The sequence below is a fragment of the Mesorhizobium vachelliae genome (genome assembly GCF_033977325.1).
Classification (GTDB): Bacteria; Pseudomonadota; Alphaproteobacteria; order Rhizobiales; family Rhizobiaceae; genus Mesorhizobium; species Mesorhizobium vachelliae.
In genome coordinates, this window is the sequence record NZ_JAVIIR010000014.1 from 16019 (window position 1) to 33906 (window position 17888).

At 63.1% G+C, this 17888-nt stretch carries 21 protein-coding genes; 15 read left to right on the plus strand and 6 right to left on the minus strand.

Translation table 11 applies throughout. The features are described 5' to 3' along the window. The first annotated feature begins 122 nt into the window (after window positions 1-122). The 3 genes from RFM41_RS25470 to RFM41_RS25480 all read left to right on the plus strand — a co-directional run bounded on the left by RFM41_RS25470 (window position 123) and on the right by RFM41_RS25480 (window position 2665). Window positions 123-884, plus strand: coding sequence for a GGDEF domain-containing protein (locus RFM41_RS25470; RefSeq protein WP_320252279.1), 762 nt, complete (start codon window positions 123-125; stop codon window positions 882-884). A gap of 171 nt (window positions 885-1055) precedes the next feature. Beyond that, the gene (locus RFM41_RS25475) at window positions 1056-1229 is read left to right on the plus strand and encodes a hypothetical protein (RefSeq protein WP_320252277.1); all 174 of its coding nucleotides are present in this window, start codon (window positions 1056-1058) and stop codon (window positions 1227-1229) included. Further along, window positions 1226-2665, plus strand: coding sequence for a GMC oxidoreductase (locus RFM41_RS25480; RefSeq protein WP_320252275.1), 1440 nt, complete (start codon window positions 1226-1228; stop codon window positions 2663-2665). The genes RFM41_RS25475 and RFM41_RS25480 overlap by 4 nt, the downstream gene beginning before the upstream one ends. 136 nt (window positions 2666-2801) lie before the next feature. Here the strand turns inward: RFM41_RS25480 and RFM41_RS25485 are convergent, their stop codons facing one another. The 5 genes from RFM41_RS25485 to hslV form a co-directional block, all read right to left on the minus strand. Then, window positions 2802-3836 (minus strand): DUF1402 family protein, encoded by a 1035-nt coding sequence (locus RFM41_RS25485; RefSeq protein WP_430691562.1) that lies wholly within the window; start codon window positions 3834-3836, stop codon window positions 2802-2804. Between the two features lie 95 nt (window positions 3837-3931). After that, window positions 3932-5242 carry an ATP-dependent protease ATPase subunit HslU gene (hslU, locus tag RFM41_RS25490; protein WP_320252271.1) on the minus strand — a complete coding sequence of 437 codons (1311 nt, stop codon included), beginning with the start codon at window positions 5240-5242 and terminating at the stop codon, window positions 3932-3934. A gap of 5 nt (window positions 5243-5247) precedes the next feature. Then, on the minus strand, window positions 5248-5847 hold the full coding sequence (locus RFM41_RS25495) for a DUF2585 domain-containing protein (RefSeq protein WP_320252269.1): 600 nt from the start codon (window positions 5845-5847) through the stop codon (window positions 5248-5250). Window positions 5848-5851: 4 nt separating this feature from the next. Further along, a complete protein-coding gene (locus tag RFM41_RS25500; protein WP_320252267.1) occupies window positions 5852-6376 on the minus strand; it encodes a GNAT family N-acetyltransferase in 525 nt (174 codons plus the stop codon). A gap of 45 nt (window positions 6377-6421) precedes the next feature. Further along, window positions 6422-6973, minus strand: coding sequence for an ATP-dependent protease subunit HslV (hslV, locus tag RFM41_RS25505; protein ID WP_201412722.1), 552 nt, complete (start codon window positions 6971-6973; stop codon window positions 6422-6424). Window positions 6974-7188: 215 nt separating this feature from the next. On the opposite strand from hslV, the gene hisB reads away from it, so the two are divergent. From hisB to coaA, 9 genes are all read left to right on the plus strand, one after another. Then, window positions 7189-7785, plus strand: coding sequence for an imidazoleglycerol-phosphate dehydratase HisB (gene hisB, locus RFM41_RS25510; RefSeq protein WP_320252266.1), 597 nt, complete (start codon window positions 7189-7191; stop codon window positions 7783-7785). Window positions 7786-7789: 4 nt separating this feature from the next. Then, a complete protein-coding gene (locus RFM41_RS25515; protein ID WP_320252264.1) occupies window positions 7790-8263 on the plus strand; it encodes a DUF2628 domain-containing protein in 474 nt (157 codons plus the stop codon). 1 nt (window position 8264) lies between these two features. After that, window positions 8265-8915 carry an imidazole glycerol phosphate synthase subunit HisH gene (gene hisH, locus RFM41_RS25520; RefSeq protein ID WP_320252262.1) on the plus strand — a complete coding sequence of 217 codons (651 nt, stop codon included), beginning with the start codon at window positions 8265-8267 and terminating at the stop codon, window positions 8913-8915. Between the two features lie 2 nt (window positions 8916-8917). After that, the gene (locus tag RFM41_RS25525) at window positions 8918-9208 is read left to right on the plus strand and encodes a DUF1330 domain-containing protein (protein ID WP_320252260.1); all 291 of its coding nucleotides are present in this window, start codon (window positions 8918-8920) and stop codon (window positions 9206-9208) included. A 3-nt stretch (window positions 9209-9211) separates the two neighbouring features. Further along, on the plus strand, window positions 9212-9955 hold the full coding sequence (gene hisA, locus RFM41_RS25530; protein WP_320252258.1) for a 1-(5-phosphoribosyl)-5-[(5-phosphoribosylamino)methylideneamino]imidazole-4-carboxamide isomerase: 744 nt from the start codon (window positions 9212-9214) through the stop codon (window positions 9953-9955). Next, window positions 9955-10794, plus strand: a complete 840-nt coding sequence (locus RFM41_RS25535; RefSeq protein ID WP_320252257.1) for an arginase family protein — start codon at window positions 9955-9957, stop codon at window positions 10792-10794. Before hisA ends, RFM41_RS25535 begins: the two co-directional genes overlap by 1 nt. Beyond that, window positions 10791-11585, plus strand: coding sequence for an imidazole glycerol phosphate synthase subunit HisF (gene hisF / locus RFM41_RS25540; protein WP_320252256.1), 795 nt, complete (start codon window positions 10791-10793; stop codon window positions 11583-11585). Before RFM41_RS25535 ends, hisF begins: the two co-directional genes overlap by 4 nt. Window positions 11586-11594: 9 nt before the next feature. Beyond that, window positions 11595-11918 carry a phosphoribosyl-ATP diphosphatase gene (locus RFM41_RS25545; RefSeq protein WP_320252254.1) on the plus strand — a complete coding sequence of 108 codons (324 nt, stop codon included), beginning with the start codon at window positions 11595-11597 and terminating at the stop codon, window positions 11916-11918. A gap of 81 nt (window positions 11919-11999) precedes the next feature. Next, window positions 12000-12959, plus strand: a complete 960-nt coding sequence (coaA, locus tag RFM41_RS25550) for a type I pantothenate kinase (RefSeq protein WP_320252252.1) — start codon at window positions 12000-12002, stop codon at window positions 12957-12959. Window positions 12960-13046: 87 nt separating this feature from the next. Here coaA and RFM41_RS25555 read toward each other — a convergent pair whose 3' ends face one another. Continuing rightward, complete coding sequence (locus RFM41_RS25555; RefSeq protein ID WP_320252250.1) at window positions 13047-14174, minus strand: phosphatase PAP2 family protein; 1128 nt, start codon at window positions 14172-14174, stop codon at window positions 13047-13049. 431 nt (window positions 14175-14605) lie between these two features. Between RFM41_RS25555 and RFM41_RS25560 the strand changes: the two genes are divergently transcribed. The 3 genes from RFM41_RS25560 to RFM41_RS25570 are packed head-to-tail and all read left to right on the plus strand — an operon-like array spanning window position 14606 to window position 17705. After that, on the plus strand, window positions 14606-15643 hold the full coding sequence (locus tag RFM41_RS25560) for a glycosyltransferase family 2 protein (RefSeq protein ID WP_320252249.1): 1038 nt from the start codon (window positions 14606-14608) through the stop codon (window positions 15641-15643). Window positions 15644-15645: 2 nt separating this feature from the next. Then, window positions 15646-16164 carry a GtrA family protein gene (locus tag RFM41_RS25565; protein ID WP_320252247.1) on the plus strand — a complete coding sequence of 173 codons (519 nt, stop codon included), beginning with the start codon at window positions 15646-15648 and terminating at the stop codon, window positions 16162-16164. Beyond that, on the plus strand, window positions 16161-17705 hold the full coding sequence (locus tag RFM41_RS25570; RefSeq protein ID WP_320252245.1) for a hypothetical protein: 1545 nt from the start codon (window positions 16161-16163) through the stop codon (window positions 17703-17705). Before RFM41_RS25565 ends, RFM41_RS25570 begins: the two co-directional genes overlap by 4 nt. Window positions 17706-17888 lie beyond the last annotated feature (183 nt).

Below are 17888 nucleotides of genomic sequence, written 5' to 3' on the forward strand. Positions count from 1 at the left end.
TTTATCCACAACTTATGCGCGTCACGAATTGTGAAAAAGGCGTCTCACTTCAAATTTTAAAAGTCTCGGAAAGGTCGCCTTTAACGCTTGCTGGCACAGAGGCTCTCCGTTGGGAGCAAGTGATGAGTCGCATATTTCTGAGGGCCGCTGCCGTGGCGTTCGCTTCGGTCGCTGTCTCGCTGTTGTTGACGCTGATTGTGGTTCCGGCAATGGGCTTTCCGATGAGCCGCACCGTCTGGCTGGCGTCGACGGTCTGCCCGCTCGTGCTCGCCTGGGCTGCCAGCGCCAGCAGCTTCTGGCAGAGCGACCGGTTGCAGAATGCCCACCGCGAGCTTGCCCGGGCCCACGCGCAGCTCGCGGCGGCGCACCGGCGCCTGTCGGAAAAGGCAAGCCGCGACGACATGACCGGCATGCTCAACCGCGAGACCTTCTTTGCCGCGCTCGACGGGTCGCGGCGCAAGAGCGACCGGGGCGCGCTGCTCATCATCGACGCCGATCACTTCAAGAGGATCAATGACAGCTACGGTCATTTGACGGGGGACGAAGCGCTGCTTCTGATCGCCGGCGCCATCGAGCGCGGTGTCCGCAGCGGCGACGTGCTGGGCCGCATCGGTGGCGAGGAATTCGCGGCTTTCCTGGTCGGCGCCAGCGAACCGGAAGCCAAGCATGTCGCCGAACGCATCCGCCGCGAGGTCGAATTGATCCGTTTCCGCCCCGTCGACGAGCGCACCGTGCCGCTTACGGTCTCGATCGGCGGCATAAGCTGCGGCGAGAGCGCGGCCGTATCCGATTTGATGCGCGCCGCCGATCGCAGGCTTTACGAGGCCAAGAACCGCGGCCGCAATCTTTCGATCCTCGACCGCGAGCTTCCCGAGGCGGCTTGAAGCTTACCGGAGCGTTAGGAAAGCCCTAACCATGTCCATATTCAGCCGCGCTAAACTTCCTCGTGTAACGCGGTTTTCACCTGGCTTTGGCACGGAATTGGCTTCCCCGGCGGCATGTGTGCCGTTCAGGAACGGCATGCGTGCATCGAGGCCGCTATCGAGAGGCGTGTCATGAGCAATTTCATGAAAAGGATGTCGCGCCGCGCGATCGTGCAGGCGCTGATCGTATTGCCCGCGCTGTCGCTGTTCCGCAGCCGGACGGCCCCTGCCAACCCTAACGAGATCGACCCCGATGAAATCGTCGAGATCAATGGCTGGATCCTGCGCCGGAGCGACCTCGCATGATCTTCGACAGCTACGAAGCCTATAAGCAGGCCGGCTTCCAACCCAAGGCCTGCATCCTCGGCTCCGGTCCCGCCGGCACGACGATCGCCAGGAAGCTGGGCGCCGCAGGCATCCCGGTCGTCGTCCTGGAGGCGGGCTCGCGCGAATTCAGCGACGAGTCGCAGGATTTCTACCGTGGCAAGACGGTCGGCGATTTCTACTTCGACCTCGACATCACCAGGCTGCGCTTCATGGGCGGCTCGTCCAACCACTGGGCCGGCTGGTGCCGCGTGCTCGACAAGCAGGACTTCGAGCCCAAGGCATGGGCGCCCGACACCGGCTGGCCGATCAGCCGCGCCGACATCGAGCCCTATCTTGGCGAAGTCCATGACATCCTCGAGCTTCCGGCGTTCCGTCCGGACGTCCAGGTTTCGGACGACATCCGCTGGGTGCAGTTGATCAAGAGCCCCGCAGTGCGCTTCGGCGAGAAATTCGCCGATGAGCTCGACAAGAGCGAGAACATCGCCGTCGTCCTCAACACCTATGCGACCGAGCTTGCCGGCGACGGCAAGCGCGTCACCGGCGCGAAGCTCTGGTCGAACGGGCAGGACGCGGGCACCTTCACGGCGGACTATTTCGTCACCTGCACCGGCGGGCTCGAAAACTCGCGGCTGCTGTTGTGGTCGAATGAGGGCTCGAATGGCGGCGTGGTGCCGAACGCTACGGCGCTCGGCCGCTACTGGATGGAACACCCGACCTTCGAGGGCGGCAACGCCATCCTCGCCAACTACTCGGAATTCGAGGTCGACGGCTCGAACGAGGCCTTCTTTTCGCCGACGCTTGCCGCGATGGAGCGGCTGCAGATCATGAATTTCGGCATCCGACTGATCGAGAGCCCCTATCCCAATGTCAAGAAGCTGATCGCCGACCTCGCCTGCACCGCGCCCAACATGGCGGAGTGGATGTCGTCCCAGCTTGACCAGAGGCTGCGCTGCGCGGCTCAGCTCTACGTCGCCTGGGAGCAGGCGCCGCTCGCCTCGAACCAGATCGAGCTGTCGAAGACCGATGTCGATCACGCCGGCGTGCCGCGCATCGAACTGCACTGGAAGAAATCGCCGCTCGAGCGCCGCACCCTGCTCGAGGGCCTCAGGCTGTTCGGCACGACGATGGCGCAGAAGAATCTCGGCCGCGTCCGCATCGACGAGTGGATCAGCAATGGCGGCGATTATCCGACCAACGAGGAGACGGCGGGCCACCACCATATGGGCGGCACCCGCATGGGCACCGATGTCTTGAAAAGCGTCGTCGACGCCAATTGCAAGGTGCATGGCATGGACAATCTCTATGTCGGCGGCTCGTCAGTGTTCTGCACCTCCGGCCAGTGCAACCCTACCACCACCATCACCGCGCTCGCCTGCCGCCTGGGCGAGCATCTCGGCAAGGTGATCGCCGTCTGATCTCAAAAACGCCGGCGGCGCCGGCGCCTGGAGCGGCAACTTTAGGTCGATCGCCGACGAAATTGCGAGGGCGGCCTTGGACGCGCGGCGCGCGCCCACCCGGGACTTCGGTGCGATCTCCCCACGAAGGGCATGATCAAAACAGCGCCTTCAGCTCGTCCAGCTTGTCGTTGACCAGCCAGCCGTAATAGTTCTCCTCGGGCAGCTTTTCGGCTTGGCCTTCGGCGCGGCGTTTCTCGTTCTCGGCCTTCAGCGCATAGGCGCGCTGCTCGGGGTTGCCGACATTGTAGAGCGTCGCGGTGAGGCCCGGATTTTTCGAGATGTCGAAGCCGGCGATGCTGCGATAGGCGTCGATCGACTTCCTGATGGTCGCGGCGACGTAAGGCAGCGTCAGGTCGGGGTCCATGATGGTCTTGTAGACGGTGTTGGGATCATCGACATCGAGCTTCGGCAGGCCGGAGACCTTGTGCACCAGGTCGCTCATCTGCAGCGCGGTCAGCGGGTTCAACTGGCCGAGGCCGAAGGTCTGGCCGGCATAATAAGGCTGGAAGAAGGTGGCGCCGAAGCGGTCGTTGGGAAAATCCTCGCCGCCGACGGTTTTGCCGCGGAAGGAGCGGTTCCAGACCTGCTCGCGGCATTCCCACAGATCATAGCTGTCGTCCATGCCGGCGCATTTCTTGAATTCCGGCCGCTGGATGAAATCCGAGATATCCTCGCCGTGATAGGCGAAGGAAAGCTTGCTCGACAGGTACGAGATCGCCTTGATGTAATAGGTCTGCAGGCGGTCATAGGCGTCGACATTGTAGGTATGCTCGCCAACGATGGCGCCGACGATATGCATCGGGTCGATGCCGTAGGCCGCCGCCGCTTTCTTGATCTTGGCACGAAGGTCGGCGTCGTTCTGCAAGAGCGCGTAGACCTTGCGGTACTTGGCCTGGAAGGTGGTGTTGGTGGCCTGGGTGCGCCGGCTGGAGGCGCCTGGAATGTCCGGCTGCACACTGTTGCGGTTGCCTGGGGGCACCATGGTCGCGGCATCGGCGGTTGCCACCGCCGCCACCAAGGCAATGCCTAGAAAAAGCAGGATAAGTTTCTTCATACGCCGCCGCTTTCGAATGCGCGGCAAACTAGGTAAAGCGCGTCGCAGAGTCGAGAGAAGGCTTCGAGCCGCCACCAAGAATAGTGGCCAGATGCTTCCATTTGGCCACAGTTTGCATTGGGAGGGCGTTTCGGGCCGGCCTGAGGGCCGGCCCGAAACCACGACAGAGCTTAAAGGATGAAGCGCGACAGGTCGGTGTTGCGCGACAGGTCGCCCACATGCTTCTGCACATAGGCGGCGTCGATGGTGACCTGGGTGCCGTGGCGGTCCGGCGCGTCGTAGGAAATCTCGTCCAGCACGCGCTCCATTACCGTCTGCAGGCGCCGGGCGCCGATGTTCTCGACGCTGGCGTTGAGATCGACGGCGATGCCGGCAAGCGAATCGATGGCGTCGTCGGTAAAGCTCAGCTCGACGCCTTCGGTCTTCATCAGCGCGATATACTGCTTGATGAGGCTCGCCTCCGTCTCGGTGAGGATGCGGACGAAATCCTCCTTCTCCAGGGCGCGCAGCTCGACGCGGATCGGCAGGCGGCCCTGCAGCTCCGGCAGAAGGTCGGACGGCTTGGAAACGTGGAAGGCGCCGGAAGCGATGAACAGGATATGGTCGGTTTTGATCGGTCCATATTTGGTCGCGACCGTGGTGCCTTCCACCAACGGCAGCAGGTCGCGCTGCACGCCTTCGCGCGACGGACCGCCCGAAATGTCGCTCCTGGCAGCGATCTTGTCGATCTCGTCGAGGAAGACGATGCCGTCATTCTCGGCCGATTCCAGCGCCCTGCGCACCACCTCGTCCTGGTCGAGCAGCTTGTCGGACTCGTCGTTGACCAGCAGGGCGTAGGAATCGCGCACCGTGGTCTTGCGGGTCTTGGTCTTGCGGCCGCCCATCGCCTTCGACAGCATGTCGTTGATGTTGAGCACGCCGACATTGGCGCCCGGCATGCCGGGAATCTCGAAGCCGGGCATGCCGCCGGTGCCGGTGTCGGCCACCTCGATCTCGATCTCCTTGTCGTCGAGCTCGCCGTCGCGCAGCTTCTTGCGGAAGGAGTCGCGCGTGGCCGGGCTCGCCGTCTTGCCGACGAGCGCTTCCAGAACGCGTTCCTCGGCATTGATCTGAGCGCGGGCGGTGACGTCCTCGCGCATCTTCTCGCGCGTCAGGCCGATGGCGACCTCGACGAGGTCGCGCACGATCTGCTCGACGTCGCGGCCGACATAGCCGACCTCGGTGAATTTTGTCGCCTCGACCTTGACGAAGGGCGCGCCGGCGAGCCGCGCCAGGCGGCGCGAGATCTCGGTCTTGCCGACGCCGGTTGGGCCGATCATCAGGATGTTCTTCGGCATCACCTCTTCGCGCATCTGGCCTTCCAGCTGCTGGCGGCGCCAGCGGTTGCGCAAGGCGATAGCCACGGCGCGCTTGGCGTCCTTCTGGCCGATGATGAAGCGGTCGAGTTCCGAAACGATTTCGCGGGGAGAAAAGGTGCTCATATTACTCAAATTCCACTTTGCCACTGCCTGATAAACTCGAACGGATGCAGCAGCATGATCACGTTGAGCGTCAGATTGTCCCGGATGATGTAACCCGTGCCGAGCTCGAAGATGAGCGCCAGGGCCACGATCACCCATATAGGTAGCTTTCGCGCCATCACAAATCCCAGCGCCATGAACAGCGTGTCGGACACCGAGTTGATGATGCTATCGCCGTAGTAGCTGAGCGAGATGGTGCCGGCGCGGTAGCGCTCGATGATGAAGGGGCTGTTCTCCAGGATCTCCCAGCCGCCTTCGATGAGGACGGCCAAGGCGAGCCTCAGCCCGATCGGCGAGCGCGGGAACAGCGCCCAGGCCAGCGCGTAGAACAGGAAGCCGTGGATGATGTGCGAGAAGGTGTACCAGTCGGCGATGTGCTGGGAATTCTCCGAGCTGTTGACCACGCCATGCCAGAGCTTGACGTAGCCGCAGGTGCAGATCGGCGGATGGCCCATGCCGTACAGGGCGCCCGCCTGGAAGAGGATCAAGGCGAGCGCCAGCAGCAGGCCTATGCGCCAGCTGTCCTCATAGGCCGAAAGCGTCTTGTCCTCTCCGGATGCGGCCATTCAATCAGTCCCCCAGATTTTCATCGTCCTCGACCGCATCGACGGCCATCAGCACGACGTCCCCATATTGCGAATGCCTGCGGCCGATCGGCCTGAAGCCCGCCTTCTCATAGGCGCGGATGGCGCGGCCATTGTCGGGATGCGGATCGATGATGACGCGCGGCGCGCCTTCCTCGAACAGCTCCTCGACGAACTGCCGCACGATGGCCGAGCCATGGCCGATGCCGACCAGTTCCGGCGGGCCGATCGTGAGGTCGATGCCCAGCGTGCCGAAGGGCTGGTCGGCATAGGGATGGTCGTCCTCCATATGCGGATCGTAGCTCTGCAGATAGGCGATCGGCCTGCCGTCGAGCTCGACGATCAGCGGCTCCACCGAGACCGAATCGATATGCTCGCGAATCTCAGCGATCTCCTTGTCCGGATCGTCCCACCACCGGGCGACATGCGGCTCTTTGAGCCAGCCGGCGATCATCGGCAGGTCCTTTTCCGTGACCGGCCGAAAATCGTAGCTGTCTTCTCTTTCGACCATGATCTCTTCCGAAAACCTGCGACCACTTTTCGGGATCATGGTCGCTCAAGCGGCATCGAGCGTTTCGACAACAAAATTGTTGTTGGTGTAGACGCAGATGTCGGACGCGATCTGCATGGCCTTACGGGCGATCTCCTCGGCGTCCTTGTCGGTGTCGATCAGCGCGCGGGCCGCGGCCAGCGCGTAATTGCCGCCGGAGCCGATGGCCATGACGCCATGCTCGGGCTCCAGCACGTCGCCATTGCCGGTCAACGCCAGCGAGACCGACTTGTCGGCGACCAGCATCATGGCTTCGAGCCGGCGCAGATAGCGGTCAGTGCGCCAGTCCTTGGCGAGCTCGACGCAGGCGCGCGTCAGCTGATCCGGATATTGCTCGAGCTTGGCTTCGAGCCGCTCGAGCAGGGTGAAGGCATCGGCCGTGGCGCCGGCGAAGCCGGCAATGACGCTGCCGCCCTTGCCGATGCGGCGCACCTTGCGGGCGTTGCCCTTCATGATGGTCTGGCCAAGGCTGACCTGGCCGTCGCCGGCGATCACGACCTTGTTGCCCTTGCGCACGCTGACGATGGTCGTGGCGTGCATGGTGAGTTCATTCGACATCTTGAGCTCCGATTCGCGCTATCCCTTGAAAAGGCGATTGGCGCGGTACGAGTAAGTTTGATCGGCCATATGTATGCATAGGGCCAACGATTGCAAACCGCCCATGGCCGAGGCCGATAGCGGCCGGAATGGCAACTGGCAATCGCCGGATCATGCTGATAGAAGGCTCTCGTTTTCAAGCCCCGGGCCTCCGAACAGGCAATAAGGACAGAGCGATGACGCGTTCCGCCGAAGTCAGCCGCAAGACCAAGGAAACCGAGATTTCGGTCTCGGTCCAGGTCGACGGCAAGGGCAAAGCCGACATTTCGACCGGCGTCGGCTTCTTCGACCATATGCTCGACCAGCTGTCGCGGCATTCGCTGATCGATATGACGATCAAGGCCAAGGGCGACCTGCATATCGACGACCACCACACCGTCGAGGACACCGGTATCGCGATCGGCCAGGCTTTGAGCAAGGCGCTGGGCGAGCGGCGCGGCATCATGCGCTATGCCTCGATCGACCTTGCCATGGACGAGACGCTGACCAGGGCGGCGATCGACGTTTCCGGCCGGCCGTTCCTGGTCTGGAACGTCGCCTTCTCCTCGCCGAAGATCGGCACGTTCGACACCGAACTGGTGCGCGAGTTCTTCCAGGCGCTGGCGCAGAATGCCGGCATCACGCTGCATGTGACCAACCATCACGGCGCGAACAACCATCACATCGCCGAGACCTGCTTCAAGGCGGTGGCGCGGGCGTTGCGCGCGGCGCTGGAGCCCGATCCGCGCCAGCCCGACGCGGTGCCGTCCACCAAGGGATCCCTGAAAGGATAGCCCTATGGCGATCTATGTCGTGATGGAGCCGCCGGTCGGCAACAAAGCCGAGGACGCAATTTTCGTCCGCGACAGCTTCACCTGGCTGGGTTTCCTCGTCGCGCCGCTCTGGCTTGCCTGGAACCGGCTGTGGATCGAGGCGGCCTTGACCTTCATCGTCATGGCGATCCTGTCGGTGGCCGGCGAGAAGCTCGGGCTCGAAGGGGCCGGATCGCTGCTGTCGCTGCTGGTCTCGCTCTATGTCGGGTTCGAAGGCCGGGGCCTGCGCATCGCTTCGCTGCGGCGGCGCGGCTGGCGGGAATGGGGCGTGGTCGAGGCCGGCAATCTCGGTGATGCCGAGACGCGCCAGGCGCTGGAGACCGGCGACGACAGCGAGGAGGAAGCGCCGATGCCGCGCATCGTGCCGGATGCGTCGCTGGCGCGTCCGCCGCAAACCGGCATGGCGTTGGGGCTGACCCATACGCCTGGAAGGCCCTGACATGCGGGTAGCCATCATCGATTACGGCTCGGGCAATCTGCGCTCGGCCACCAAGGCCTTCGAGCGCGCCGCGCATGAGGCGGGCCTTGCCGCGACGATCGAGCTGACGGCCGACGCCGAGCGCGTGCGTTCGGCCGACCGCATCGTGCTGCCGGGCGTCGGCGCCTATGCCGACTGCGCCGCCGGCCTGCATGCGGTGCCAGGCATGTGGGAGGCGGTGGAGGAGGCGGCAATCGCCAAGGGGCGGCCTTTCCTCGGCATCTGCGTCGGCATGCAGCTGATGTCGCAACGCGGCCTCGAGAAGACCGTCACCAATGGACTCGGCTGGATCGCCGGCGACGTCAAGGAGATCCAACCCTCCGATCCGGCGCTGAAGATTCCGCAGATCGGCTGGAACACGATCGAGCTCCAACGCAAGCATCCGCTGTTTTCCGGCATCGACACCGGCCCGAAGGGGCTGCACGCCTATTTCGTCCATTCCTACCATCTGGAAGCAAAGAACCCGGCCGAGATCGTGGCGACCGCCGACTATGGCGGCGCGGTGACGGCCGCGGTGGCGCGCGACAACATCGCCGGCACGCAGTTCCATCCTGAGAAGAGCCAGGCGCTCGGCCTGGCTCTGATCACCAATTTCTTGAAGTGGAGGCCCTGAAATTGAGCAAGAAGGGCTATTGGATGGCGATGATCGATGTCCGCGATCCCGATGTCTACAAGCAGTATATCGAAGCGAATGCCGTCGCTTTCGCGAAATACGGCGCGAAGTTCGCGGTCCGCGCGGGCCGCTATGAGAGTCCGGAAGGAGCGATCGGCAACCGTCACGTGCTGGTCGAGTTCGACACCTACGGCAAGGCGATCGAATGCTATCATTCGCCTGAATATCAGCATGCCTCGAAGTTCCGGCTCGCCGCATCGACCGGCCATTTCGTCATCGTCGAGGGCGCCTGACCCATGATCCTGTTTCCGGCGATAGATCTCAAGGACGGCCAATGCGTGCGCCTGAAGCACGGCGACATGGCCACCGCGACCATCTACAATGACGATCCCGCCGCGCAGGCCAAAGCCTTCGAGGACCAGGGTTTCGAGTGGCTGCACGTCGTCGACCTCAACGGCGCCTTCAAAGGCCAGACCGTCAATTCGGCGGCGGTCGGCGCCATCCTGAAAGCGACGAAGAACCCGGTGCAGCTCGGCGGCGGCATCCGCACCCTGCCGCAGATCGAAGACTGGCTGGATCGCGGCCTCGCCCGCGTTATCCTCGGCACGGTCGCGGTGCGCGAGCCGGAGCTGGTCAAGCAGGCCTGCAAGGCTTTCCCGGGCAAGGTCGCCGTCGGCATCGACGCCAAGGGCGGCAAGGTGGCGGTCGAAGGCTGGGCAGAGGCCTCCGAGCTTGGCGTCATCGAGCTGGCCAAGAAATTCGAGGGCGCGGGCGTCGCCGCCATCATCTACACCGACATCGACCGCGATGGCGTGCTTTCCGGCATCAACTGGGATTCGACAATCGGCCTCGCCGAGGCCGTCTCCATTCCGGTGATCGCATCCGGCGGCCTCGCCTCGATAGCCGATATCGTGCGCATGACCATGCCCGATGCGCAAAAACTCGAAGGCGCGATCTCCGGCCGCGCCCTATATGACGGACGTATCGACCCGGCCGAGGCGCTGGCGATCCTGCGCGGCGAAAGGGCGGAGGCAGAATAGTGAACATCTCCATCATCCTGGCATCCTATGACAGCGGCCATTTCCACGGCGGCTGCGGCCAGGGCCCGGACGCGCTCATCTCGGGCGGGCTGGCCGAGGCGCTGAAGCTCGCCGGCCACGATGTCGAGGTGAACGACATCGGCAAAGTGGTCGAGGACGAAGACGAGCGCGAGATCGGCACCGGATTTTCCGTCTGCAACGCGGTTTCGGGCGAAGTCCGCATGGCGCTGGACAAGAAGCGGTTTCCCATCGTGCTGGCCGGCAACTGCCTGACCGCCGCCGGCTCCGTGGCCGGTGCCGGCGCCGACGCCATCATCTGGGCCGACCAGCATGGCGACCTCAACACGCCGGAAACCACCACGACGGGCTTTCTCGACGGCATGGCGCTGGCCACCGTGCTCGGCCTGTGCTGGCGATCGATGGCGAACCAGATCCCCGGCTTCAGGCCGGTCGATCCGTCGCGCTGCGTCCTCGTCAACGCGCGCGACCTCGACGCTGCCGAAAAGGAATTGCTGGAAAAGCTACCGATCATCCGGACCGAATGCCCGGACTGGAAGGGCGCCGCGCAAAGGCTGAAAGCCGACGGCGCACGCCAGGTCCATATGCATGTCGACCTCGACGTGCACGACCCCGAGAAGCTGCAGGCCAACCGCTATACCACGCCCGGCGGTCCGGCGCCGGAGCAGGTGCGCAGCGCGATGTGCGGCCTCGCCGGGCCGCTCAGCATCGCCGGGCTCACCATCTCCGCCTACGATCCGGCCTTCGACCCCAAGGGCGACGTGCCGCCGCTGGTCGGCGAGCTGGTTGTCGATCTGCTCTCGACCCTGGAAGGCAAGTGATGCTGAAGGCCCGCGTCATCCCTTGCCTCGACGTCAAGAACGGCCGCGTCGTCAAGGGCGTCAATTTCGTCGATCTCGTCGATGCCGGCGACCCGGTGGAGGCCGCCAAGGCCTATGACGCTGCCGGCGCTGACGAGCTCTGCTTCCTCGACATCACCGCGTCGTCCGACAATCGCGAGACGATCCTCGACGTCGTCGCCCGTACGGCCGAGCAGTGCTTCATGCCGCTCACCGTCGGCGGCGGCGTGCGCCAGGTGGCCGACATCCGCAAGCTGCTTCTGGCCGGCGCCGACAAGGTGTCGATCAACACCGCGGCGGTGAAGAACCCGGATTTCGTCGCGGAAGCGGCCGACAAATTCGGCAACCAGTGCATCGTCGTGGCGATCGACGCCAAGAAGGTGTCGGCGCAAGGCGAGGCCGACCGCTGGGAGATATTCACCCATGGCGGACGCGAGAAGACAGGCATCGACGCCGTCGACTTCGCCAGGCGCATGGTCGAGCGCGGCGCCGGCGAGATCCTTTTGACGTCCATGGACCGCGACGGCACCAAGGCGGGCTACGACCTTGCGCTGACACGCGCGATCGCCGACGCGGTGCGCGTGCCGGTGATCGCTTCGGGTGGCGTCGGAACGCTCGATCACCTGGTCGAAGGCATCCGGGACGGCCATGCGGGCGCGGTGCTTGCCGCCTCGATCTTCCATTTCGGCACCTACACGATCGCCGAAGCCAAGGCGCATATGGCCGGGGCCGGCCTGCCGATGCGGCTGGACTTGGCCGCCCATCGGACTTAAACCACTGCTATGGCTCAATTTTCGCTCGCCGAGCTGGAAACGATCATCCACCAACGCGCCCATTCCGGCGACCCGGAATCGTGGACGGCGAAGCTGTTCGCCAAGGGCATGGACAAGGCGGCCCAGAAGCTCGGCGAGGAAGCGGTCGAAACCGTGATCGCCGCCATTCGCGGCGACCGCCAGGCCCTCGTTTCGGAAAGTGCCGATCTTATATATCATTGGCTGGTCGTCCTTGGCATAGCGGGCGTTCCGCTTGACGACGTGCTGAAGGAGCTCGAGGGCCGGACCGGGCGCTCGGGCATCGCTGAAAAGGCAGCCCGGTCAAAGGGTTGAAAGAAACGGGATAGCGCATGATGTCGCCCGAAAACCGCTTCGCACTTTTCGGCACCATGCTCTAGGAGGGCAGGAAACCCGATGGACCAGCTGGCTCCGACCGAGAAGTATTCCCCTTTTCGATTCTTCTCCGCCGAGCAATGGTCGCAGTTCCGCGCCGACACGCCGCTGACGCTCACCGGAGACGAGATCGACCGGCTGCGCTCGCTCAACGACCCGGTCGACCTCGAAGAGGTCAAGCGCATCTACCTCTCGCTTTCCCGGCTGCTTTCGGCGCATGTCGAGGCAAGCCAGCTGCTGTTCAGGCAGCGCCAGGCCTTCTTCAAGGTGAAGGACATCATCAAGACACCCTTCATCATCGGCATTGCGGGCTCGGTCGCGGTCGGCAAATCGACCACCGCGCGCGTGCTGAAGGAGCTTTTGGCGCGCTGGCCTTCGAGCCCGAAGGTCGACCTCATCACCACCGACGGCTTCCTCTTGCCCAACGAGATCCTGCGCCGCGAAAACCTCATGGAGCGCAAGGGGTTCCCGGAGAGCTACGACGTCGGCGCGCTGCTCAGGTTCCTGTCCGGCATCAAGTCGGCACAAGGCAGCGTCCAGGCGCCGGTCTATTCGCACCTGACCTATGACGTCATTCCGGGCGAGTTCGTCACCATCGACCGTCCAGACATATTGATCTTCGAAGGCATCAACGTCCTGCAGCCGGGCAAGCTGCCGAAGGACGGCAAGATCGTGCCGTTCCTGTCCGACTTCTTCGATTTCGCCATCTATATCGATGCCGACGAAAAGCTGATTCATCAATGGTACATCCAGCGTTTCATGCGGCTGCGCGAAACCGCCTTCCGCAATCCGGACTCCTTCTTCCACCGCTATTCGCAGCTCTCCCAGGATGCCGCGCGAGCCATAGCGGAGGGGCTGTGGGCCAACATCAACCTGAAGAACCTGCGCGAGAACATCCTGCCGACCAGGGCGCGGGCCGACCTCATCCTGCGCAAGGGCGCCAACCACCTGATCGAGGAAGTGGCGTTGAGGAAGTTGTGATCCTGGAGGGTTTCATTCGTTTCATGGAAACGGCGAAACTCTCGCAATTCCGGGGCGCGGAAAGCTGCTTCGCGGAAGCGCGCAGTCTCAGGAAGCCGCGAGAGCGGCCTCGGGACAATTCATGGTAGCGTTCGGCCCTCGCCGGGCCGGCAATCGCGGGTCCGCCGGGATCAGTTTCCGCGCGGCGAGGTAGATCAACAGCACCACAGCGGCGCCGACATAGCCGTCGATCGCATAATGCCAAGCCAGGTAGACAGAACTGGCCGCGACAAACGCCACATAGACAAACGCCAGCGTGCCGAGATGGCGGTTGTATTCGCGCAGGAACAGCGCGTTGAGCGTGACCAATCCGACATGGACGCTGGGGAATGCCGAAATGCCCGAGGCGAAGCCCGTCTGTCCGGCGTCGTTCAAGGCCCAGAGGTAGTTCTGGTAGGAAACAGCGGAGTTGGGCGCTCCGACGCCATTGGCCAGGAAAGCCAATTGGTCGCCGAAGCGCGCGGGGTCGCCTGTAACCAGACCGTAAAATGCCGGACCCGCCGACAGGAACAGGGCTGCCAACACGTTTCCGACAAGGACCCACACCGCCATGAAGCAGGCCAGATAGCGCGTTCGAACCGGCGCCGCATTGGGCGAGGTCGCGACGAAGAACAGAATGCTGAAATTAAGCAGAAACCAGAAGACGTTGTAGTTCCACTCCACCGCGACACGCACCCAGTCGGCTCCGGCCACAGCGTAAAGCCACCGCCACGGATCCACCCCGAAATGCAGGAAGGCGTCGATGTCAGCCTGCACGGTGTCGAACTGGAAGCCATCCTGCCAGACGGGCATGGCGTTCTTGACCGACGTGAATGTGCCCTGGAAGACCATGAGCCCCATGAGAAGGCACAGGCCGGACAGCGAGTATGCCAACCGGTCGGGCGAAAACGTCCGCCTGATGGCAAGACGCCGCCGGGAGCTGAAACGGTGAATGACGAGGACCAAATCGAAAATGACGGCAAATATAGGAAATACCAAGCAATTGAGCTTGGTCCAGTCGACGACATAGATCGAGTAAGCGCTGCGATCGGCGGCGTCGAGGGCATTGAGAAAGGCCATACCGGCCAAGGTGTAGACGGCAATGATGAGATAAAGGCCCGCGTCCGTGCGGACAAGCTGCGCAAGGGTCCCGCCGATCAGCCGCAGGCGATCAGGAAACGGCCATCCTACAATCATTGTCCAAGCCCTGATGTTGCAGCGCCCTGGCCGATCTGGTCCTGAATGCGTCAGACCGTTCCGGCTCCGAACTTGTCTTTACAATTCCGGGCAGAACCCCTTTGCGCCGCCTCGGTGAGATTACTTCAGCTTTATTGGAGAAATCTGTAGATTCAGTTAGTTGCGGGAAGGCCAGCGGCGGCCTCGAAACCATCCCGGCCGCGACGGCGAGGTCCAAGACGTGTTCGGCCCTTGGAGGGTCTATTTGGGCCACCTTCCTGGCGACAGAACATCCTGCCGACCAGGGCGCGCGCCGACCTCATCCTGCGCAAGGGCGCCAACCACCTGATCGAGGAAGTGGCGTTGAGGAAGTTGTGAGGCCCTCGGGTTAACGGCAGCTTAGGCAATCCCGAATAGGTTGTACCCCAACCCCGGCGGGTTGGGAGCGACAGGTGATCAACGCGAGCAGTGCCGCGGGCAACAAAGCCCCGGTCTATTCCCTGGTCATACCGATCTTCAACGAAGAGGCGGTGCTGCCGCTGCTTGTCCGGCGGATCACCGCCTTGCTGGACAAGCTCGACGCCGGCGCCGAGGCGATCTTCGTCGACGACGGCAGCCGGGACACAAGCGTCATCTTCCTGCGCGGCATGGCTACTTCGGATCCACGCTTCCGGCTGATCGAGCTGTCGCGCAATTTCGGCCACCAGATAGCGATCACCGCCGGCATGGACGCTGCCGCCGGCGATGCCGTGATCGTCATGGATGCGGACTTGCAGGATCCGCCCGAGGTGGTGCTCGACCTCATCGCCAAATGGAAGGAAGGCTACGAGATCGTCTATGCCCGCCGCACCAAACGCGAGGGGGAAACGCTGTTCAAGCGCGCAAGCGCCAGCCTCTTCTACCGAGCTCTCGAGCAGATGACCTCGGTGACCATTCCCCGCGACGTCGGCGATTTCCGCCTCGTGGGAAGGAAGGCCCTGGATACGTTCAAGCAGATGCCCGAGCGCGACCGCTTCGTGCGCGGCATGTTCGGCTGGATGGGTTTCAAGCAAACGGCGGTGCTGTTCGAACGACCAGAGCGAGCGGCCGGCGAAACCAAATATCCGTTCTGGAAAATGGTGCGGCTGGCGGTCCACGGCGTCATCAGCTTTTCCGACAAGCCTTTGCGGCTGGCGCTGTGGGCGGGTCTCGCCATCTCCGGCTTTGCCGCCCTGCTGGGGGTCTATGCGCTGTTCTCCTGGATGTTCACCAGCGGCGTCGTCCATGGCTGGACCTCGACTGTCGTGATCATCTCCTTCCTGTCGGGCATCAATCTCTTCATGACCGGCATTATCGGCCTTTATGTCGGCGGCATCCACGCCGAGGTGAAGCGGCGGCCGCTCTATGTGGTCGATCGCCTGACCGGTTTTGAGGAAGCGGTCGCGGCGATGAGAAACGCCGAAGCGCCGAAGGATCGGATGCTGGCGGCGCGCGAACGGCGGCTCGGCTGACTTTGCAGCAGTCGCTGAAATCCGAAAGCACGTTTGCCGCTACCGCAGGCACAGGCCCCGTCAGCCATCCATTCTGGTCATGGGCGATGGGTCGCTCGGAGCCTGCGCGTATCCTGCGGTTCGCCGCAATCGGCGGCCTGTCGACCGTGATCTATGCTGTGGGGACGCTTGCCCTTTCGGACCGTTTCGGCCTGCCGGCGGCGGTCGGCTCGGTCGTCGCCTATGGCGCCGGGGCGGTGTTTTCCTATTGCGGGCATCGCTTCGTGACGTTCATGTCCGACGGCGCGGTCGGCTTCGAAATCGTCCGCTTCGCCTGTGCCACTGCGGCCGGGTTTCTCCTCTCCGTCGGGCTGGCCGCGATTCTCACCGATCTCGCCGGATTCCCGTCGTCGGTGCCGGTGGCGCTGGTTTCCATTCTGGTGCCGGTTCTGAACTTCGTGGTCTTGCGCAAGTTTGTCTTCGTGGGAGGCGGTCCCGCGGGCACCAACAGGCCCCTCTGCCCCGAAGGAGGGAGCGGATGACCGTCGCCCTCGACAGGCCAACGGCGCACGCGCCGATCGGCCAAGTGCGCAACCCGCGGGCATGGATCCTTTGCCTGCTGGTGCTGGCAGCCGCCATACCCTGGCAGACCCGATGGGGCGTCATACCTGATACGAGCTGGATCATCACCATGTGCGAGCAAATGCTTGCCGGATCACGGCTCTATGTCGACATTCTCGAAGTCAATCCGCCTTTCACGCCATGGATGTTCATGCCGGTCGTGGCGGTCGCGCACAAGCTCGGCATGTCACCGGAAGTCGCGGTTCATGCCTACGCCTATGCGATCTGCCTGGCAGGATTGGGCCTTGCCGCATTGATCGCCAGGCGGGCCGGTTTTGTCGAGAACCGCACCCTGTTTTCATTGCTGCCCCTGTTTCTGGCGCTGTTGGTGATCTTCCCCGGCAATGCCTTCAGCGAGCGGGAGCACCTGGGAACCGCACTGTTTCTGCCCTTGCTTATGCTGACGGCCTGGCGCGCGGCGCCAATCGAGGGTCGAACACCCAGTCTGCCGGTGGCACTGCTTGCCGGATTGAGCGCCAGCATCCTGGTTCTGGTGAAGCCTTACTATGCGCTGGTCGTGCTTATTCCGGCGCTTTACGCCGCCTGGCGTCGCCGATCGATCCGAACGCTTTTCGCCGTCGAGTACTGGGTGATCGGCCTGCTCTGCGTCGCCTATGTCGTTGCCGTGCAGTATTTCTATCCGGAATTCCTGAGCGTCATCTATCCGATGCTGGCCGACACCTATATGCGAATGCAGAAGATGCAGGCGCTGCTGACGACCTATGTGCCGATCTATATGGTCGCGCTTGCGACGCTATACCTTCTTAGACCGGGATTGCCTCTGTCGCCGCTGGTCACCGTGTTCACGCTTGCTTCGCTGGCTGCGACCGTGCCGCTGATCTACCAAGCCAAAGGCTGGGCATATCACGCATTTCCGGCCTTCAGCCTAATTCTGGCGGCCCTCCTATTGAGGATGGCGCAAGCTGCCCCGGCGACATACAAGTCGCCGAGCATGGCAATGGAACTAGGGCGCAAGATGCTGCTGGCTGCCATCATTGCCGCCGCTGCCATCCCGTTCATGCAAACACAGAAGCTCAGTGGCGAGCTTGTCGCCAAGCTCGAGGACGTGGCTCATCAGCCGACCGTCGCGCTTGTCGGCGCCGACCTCTCGGGGGGCCATCCGCTTACCCGCATGCTCGGCGGGATATGGATTTCAAGCTATTGCAGCGACTGGCTGGGTGAATCGGCGCGTTATCTTTCGGGCATCGCAACCCTGGAGGGCGACAAAGAGAAGGCGTCCCACTACCGGCAGATCGCCGATCGCTACATCGAGGGCAAGCTCGCCGAACTCGAAGCCAAACAGCCTTCCATGATAATCATCGAGAAAAACGACAGGGATTGGAATGCGGAGCTTGCCCGGTGGCAGGACTACGTCAACTTCCTGCGAGGCTACCAGCAGATCGCCGAGGATGACCAAGTGCAGGTGCTGCTACGCAATGCAGGAACTGCCCAGGCGGAGTGAACCTTAGCGGCTCTTTTCGCGAGAGGTCGCGAGATAGTATCGTCCAAAGCGGGGGCGTTCGGATGAGCCTCGGCTGCCCGCAATTTCGCGGCATTGCGTGAGATCGATCTTAAAGCATGTCTCCCGAAAGTGGGAACCGGTTTCGGGATAAAGACATGCGTAAAATCAAAACCTAAAGCGCAT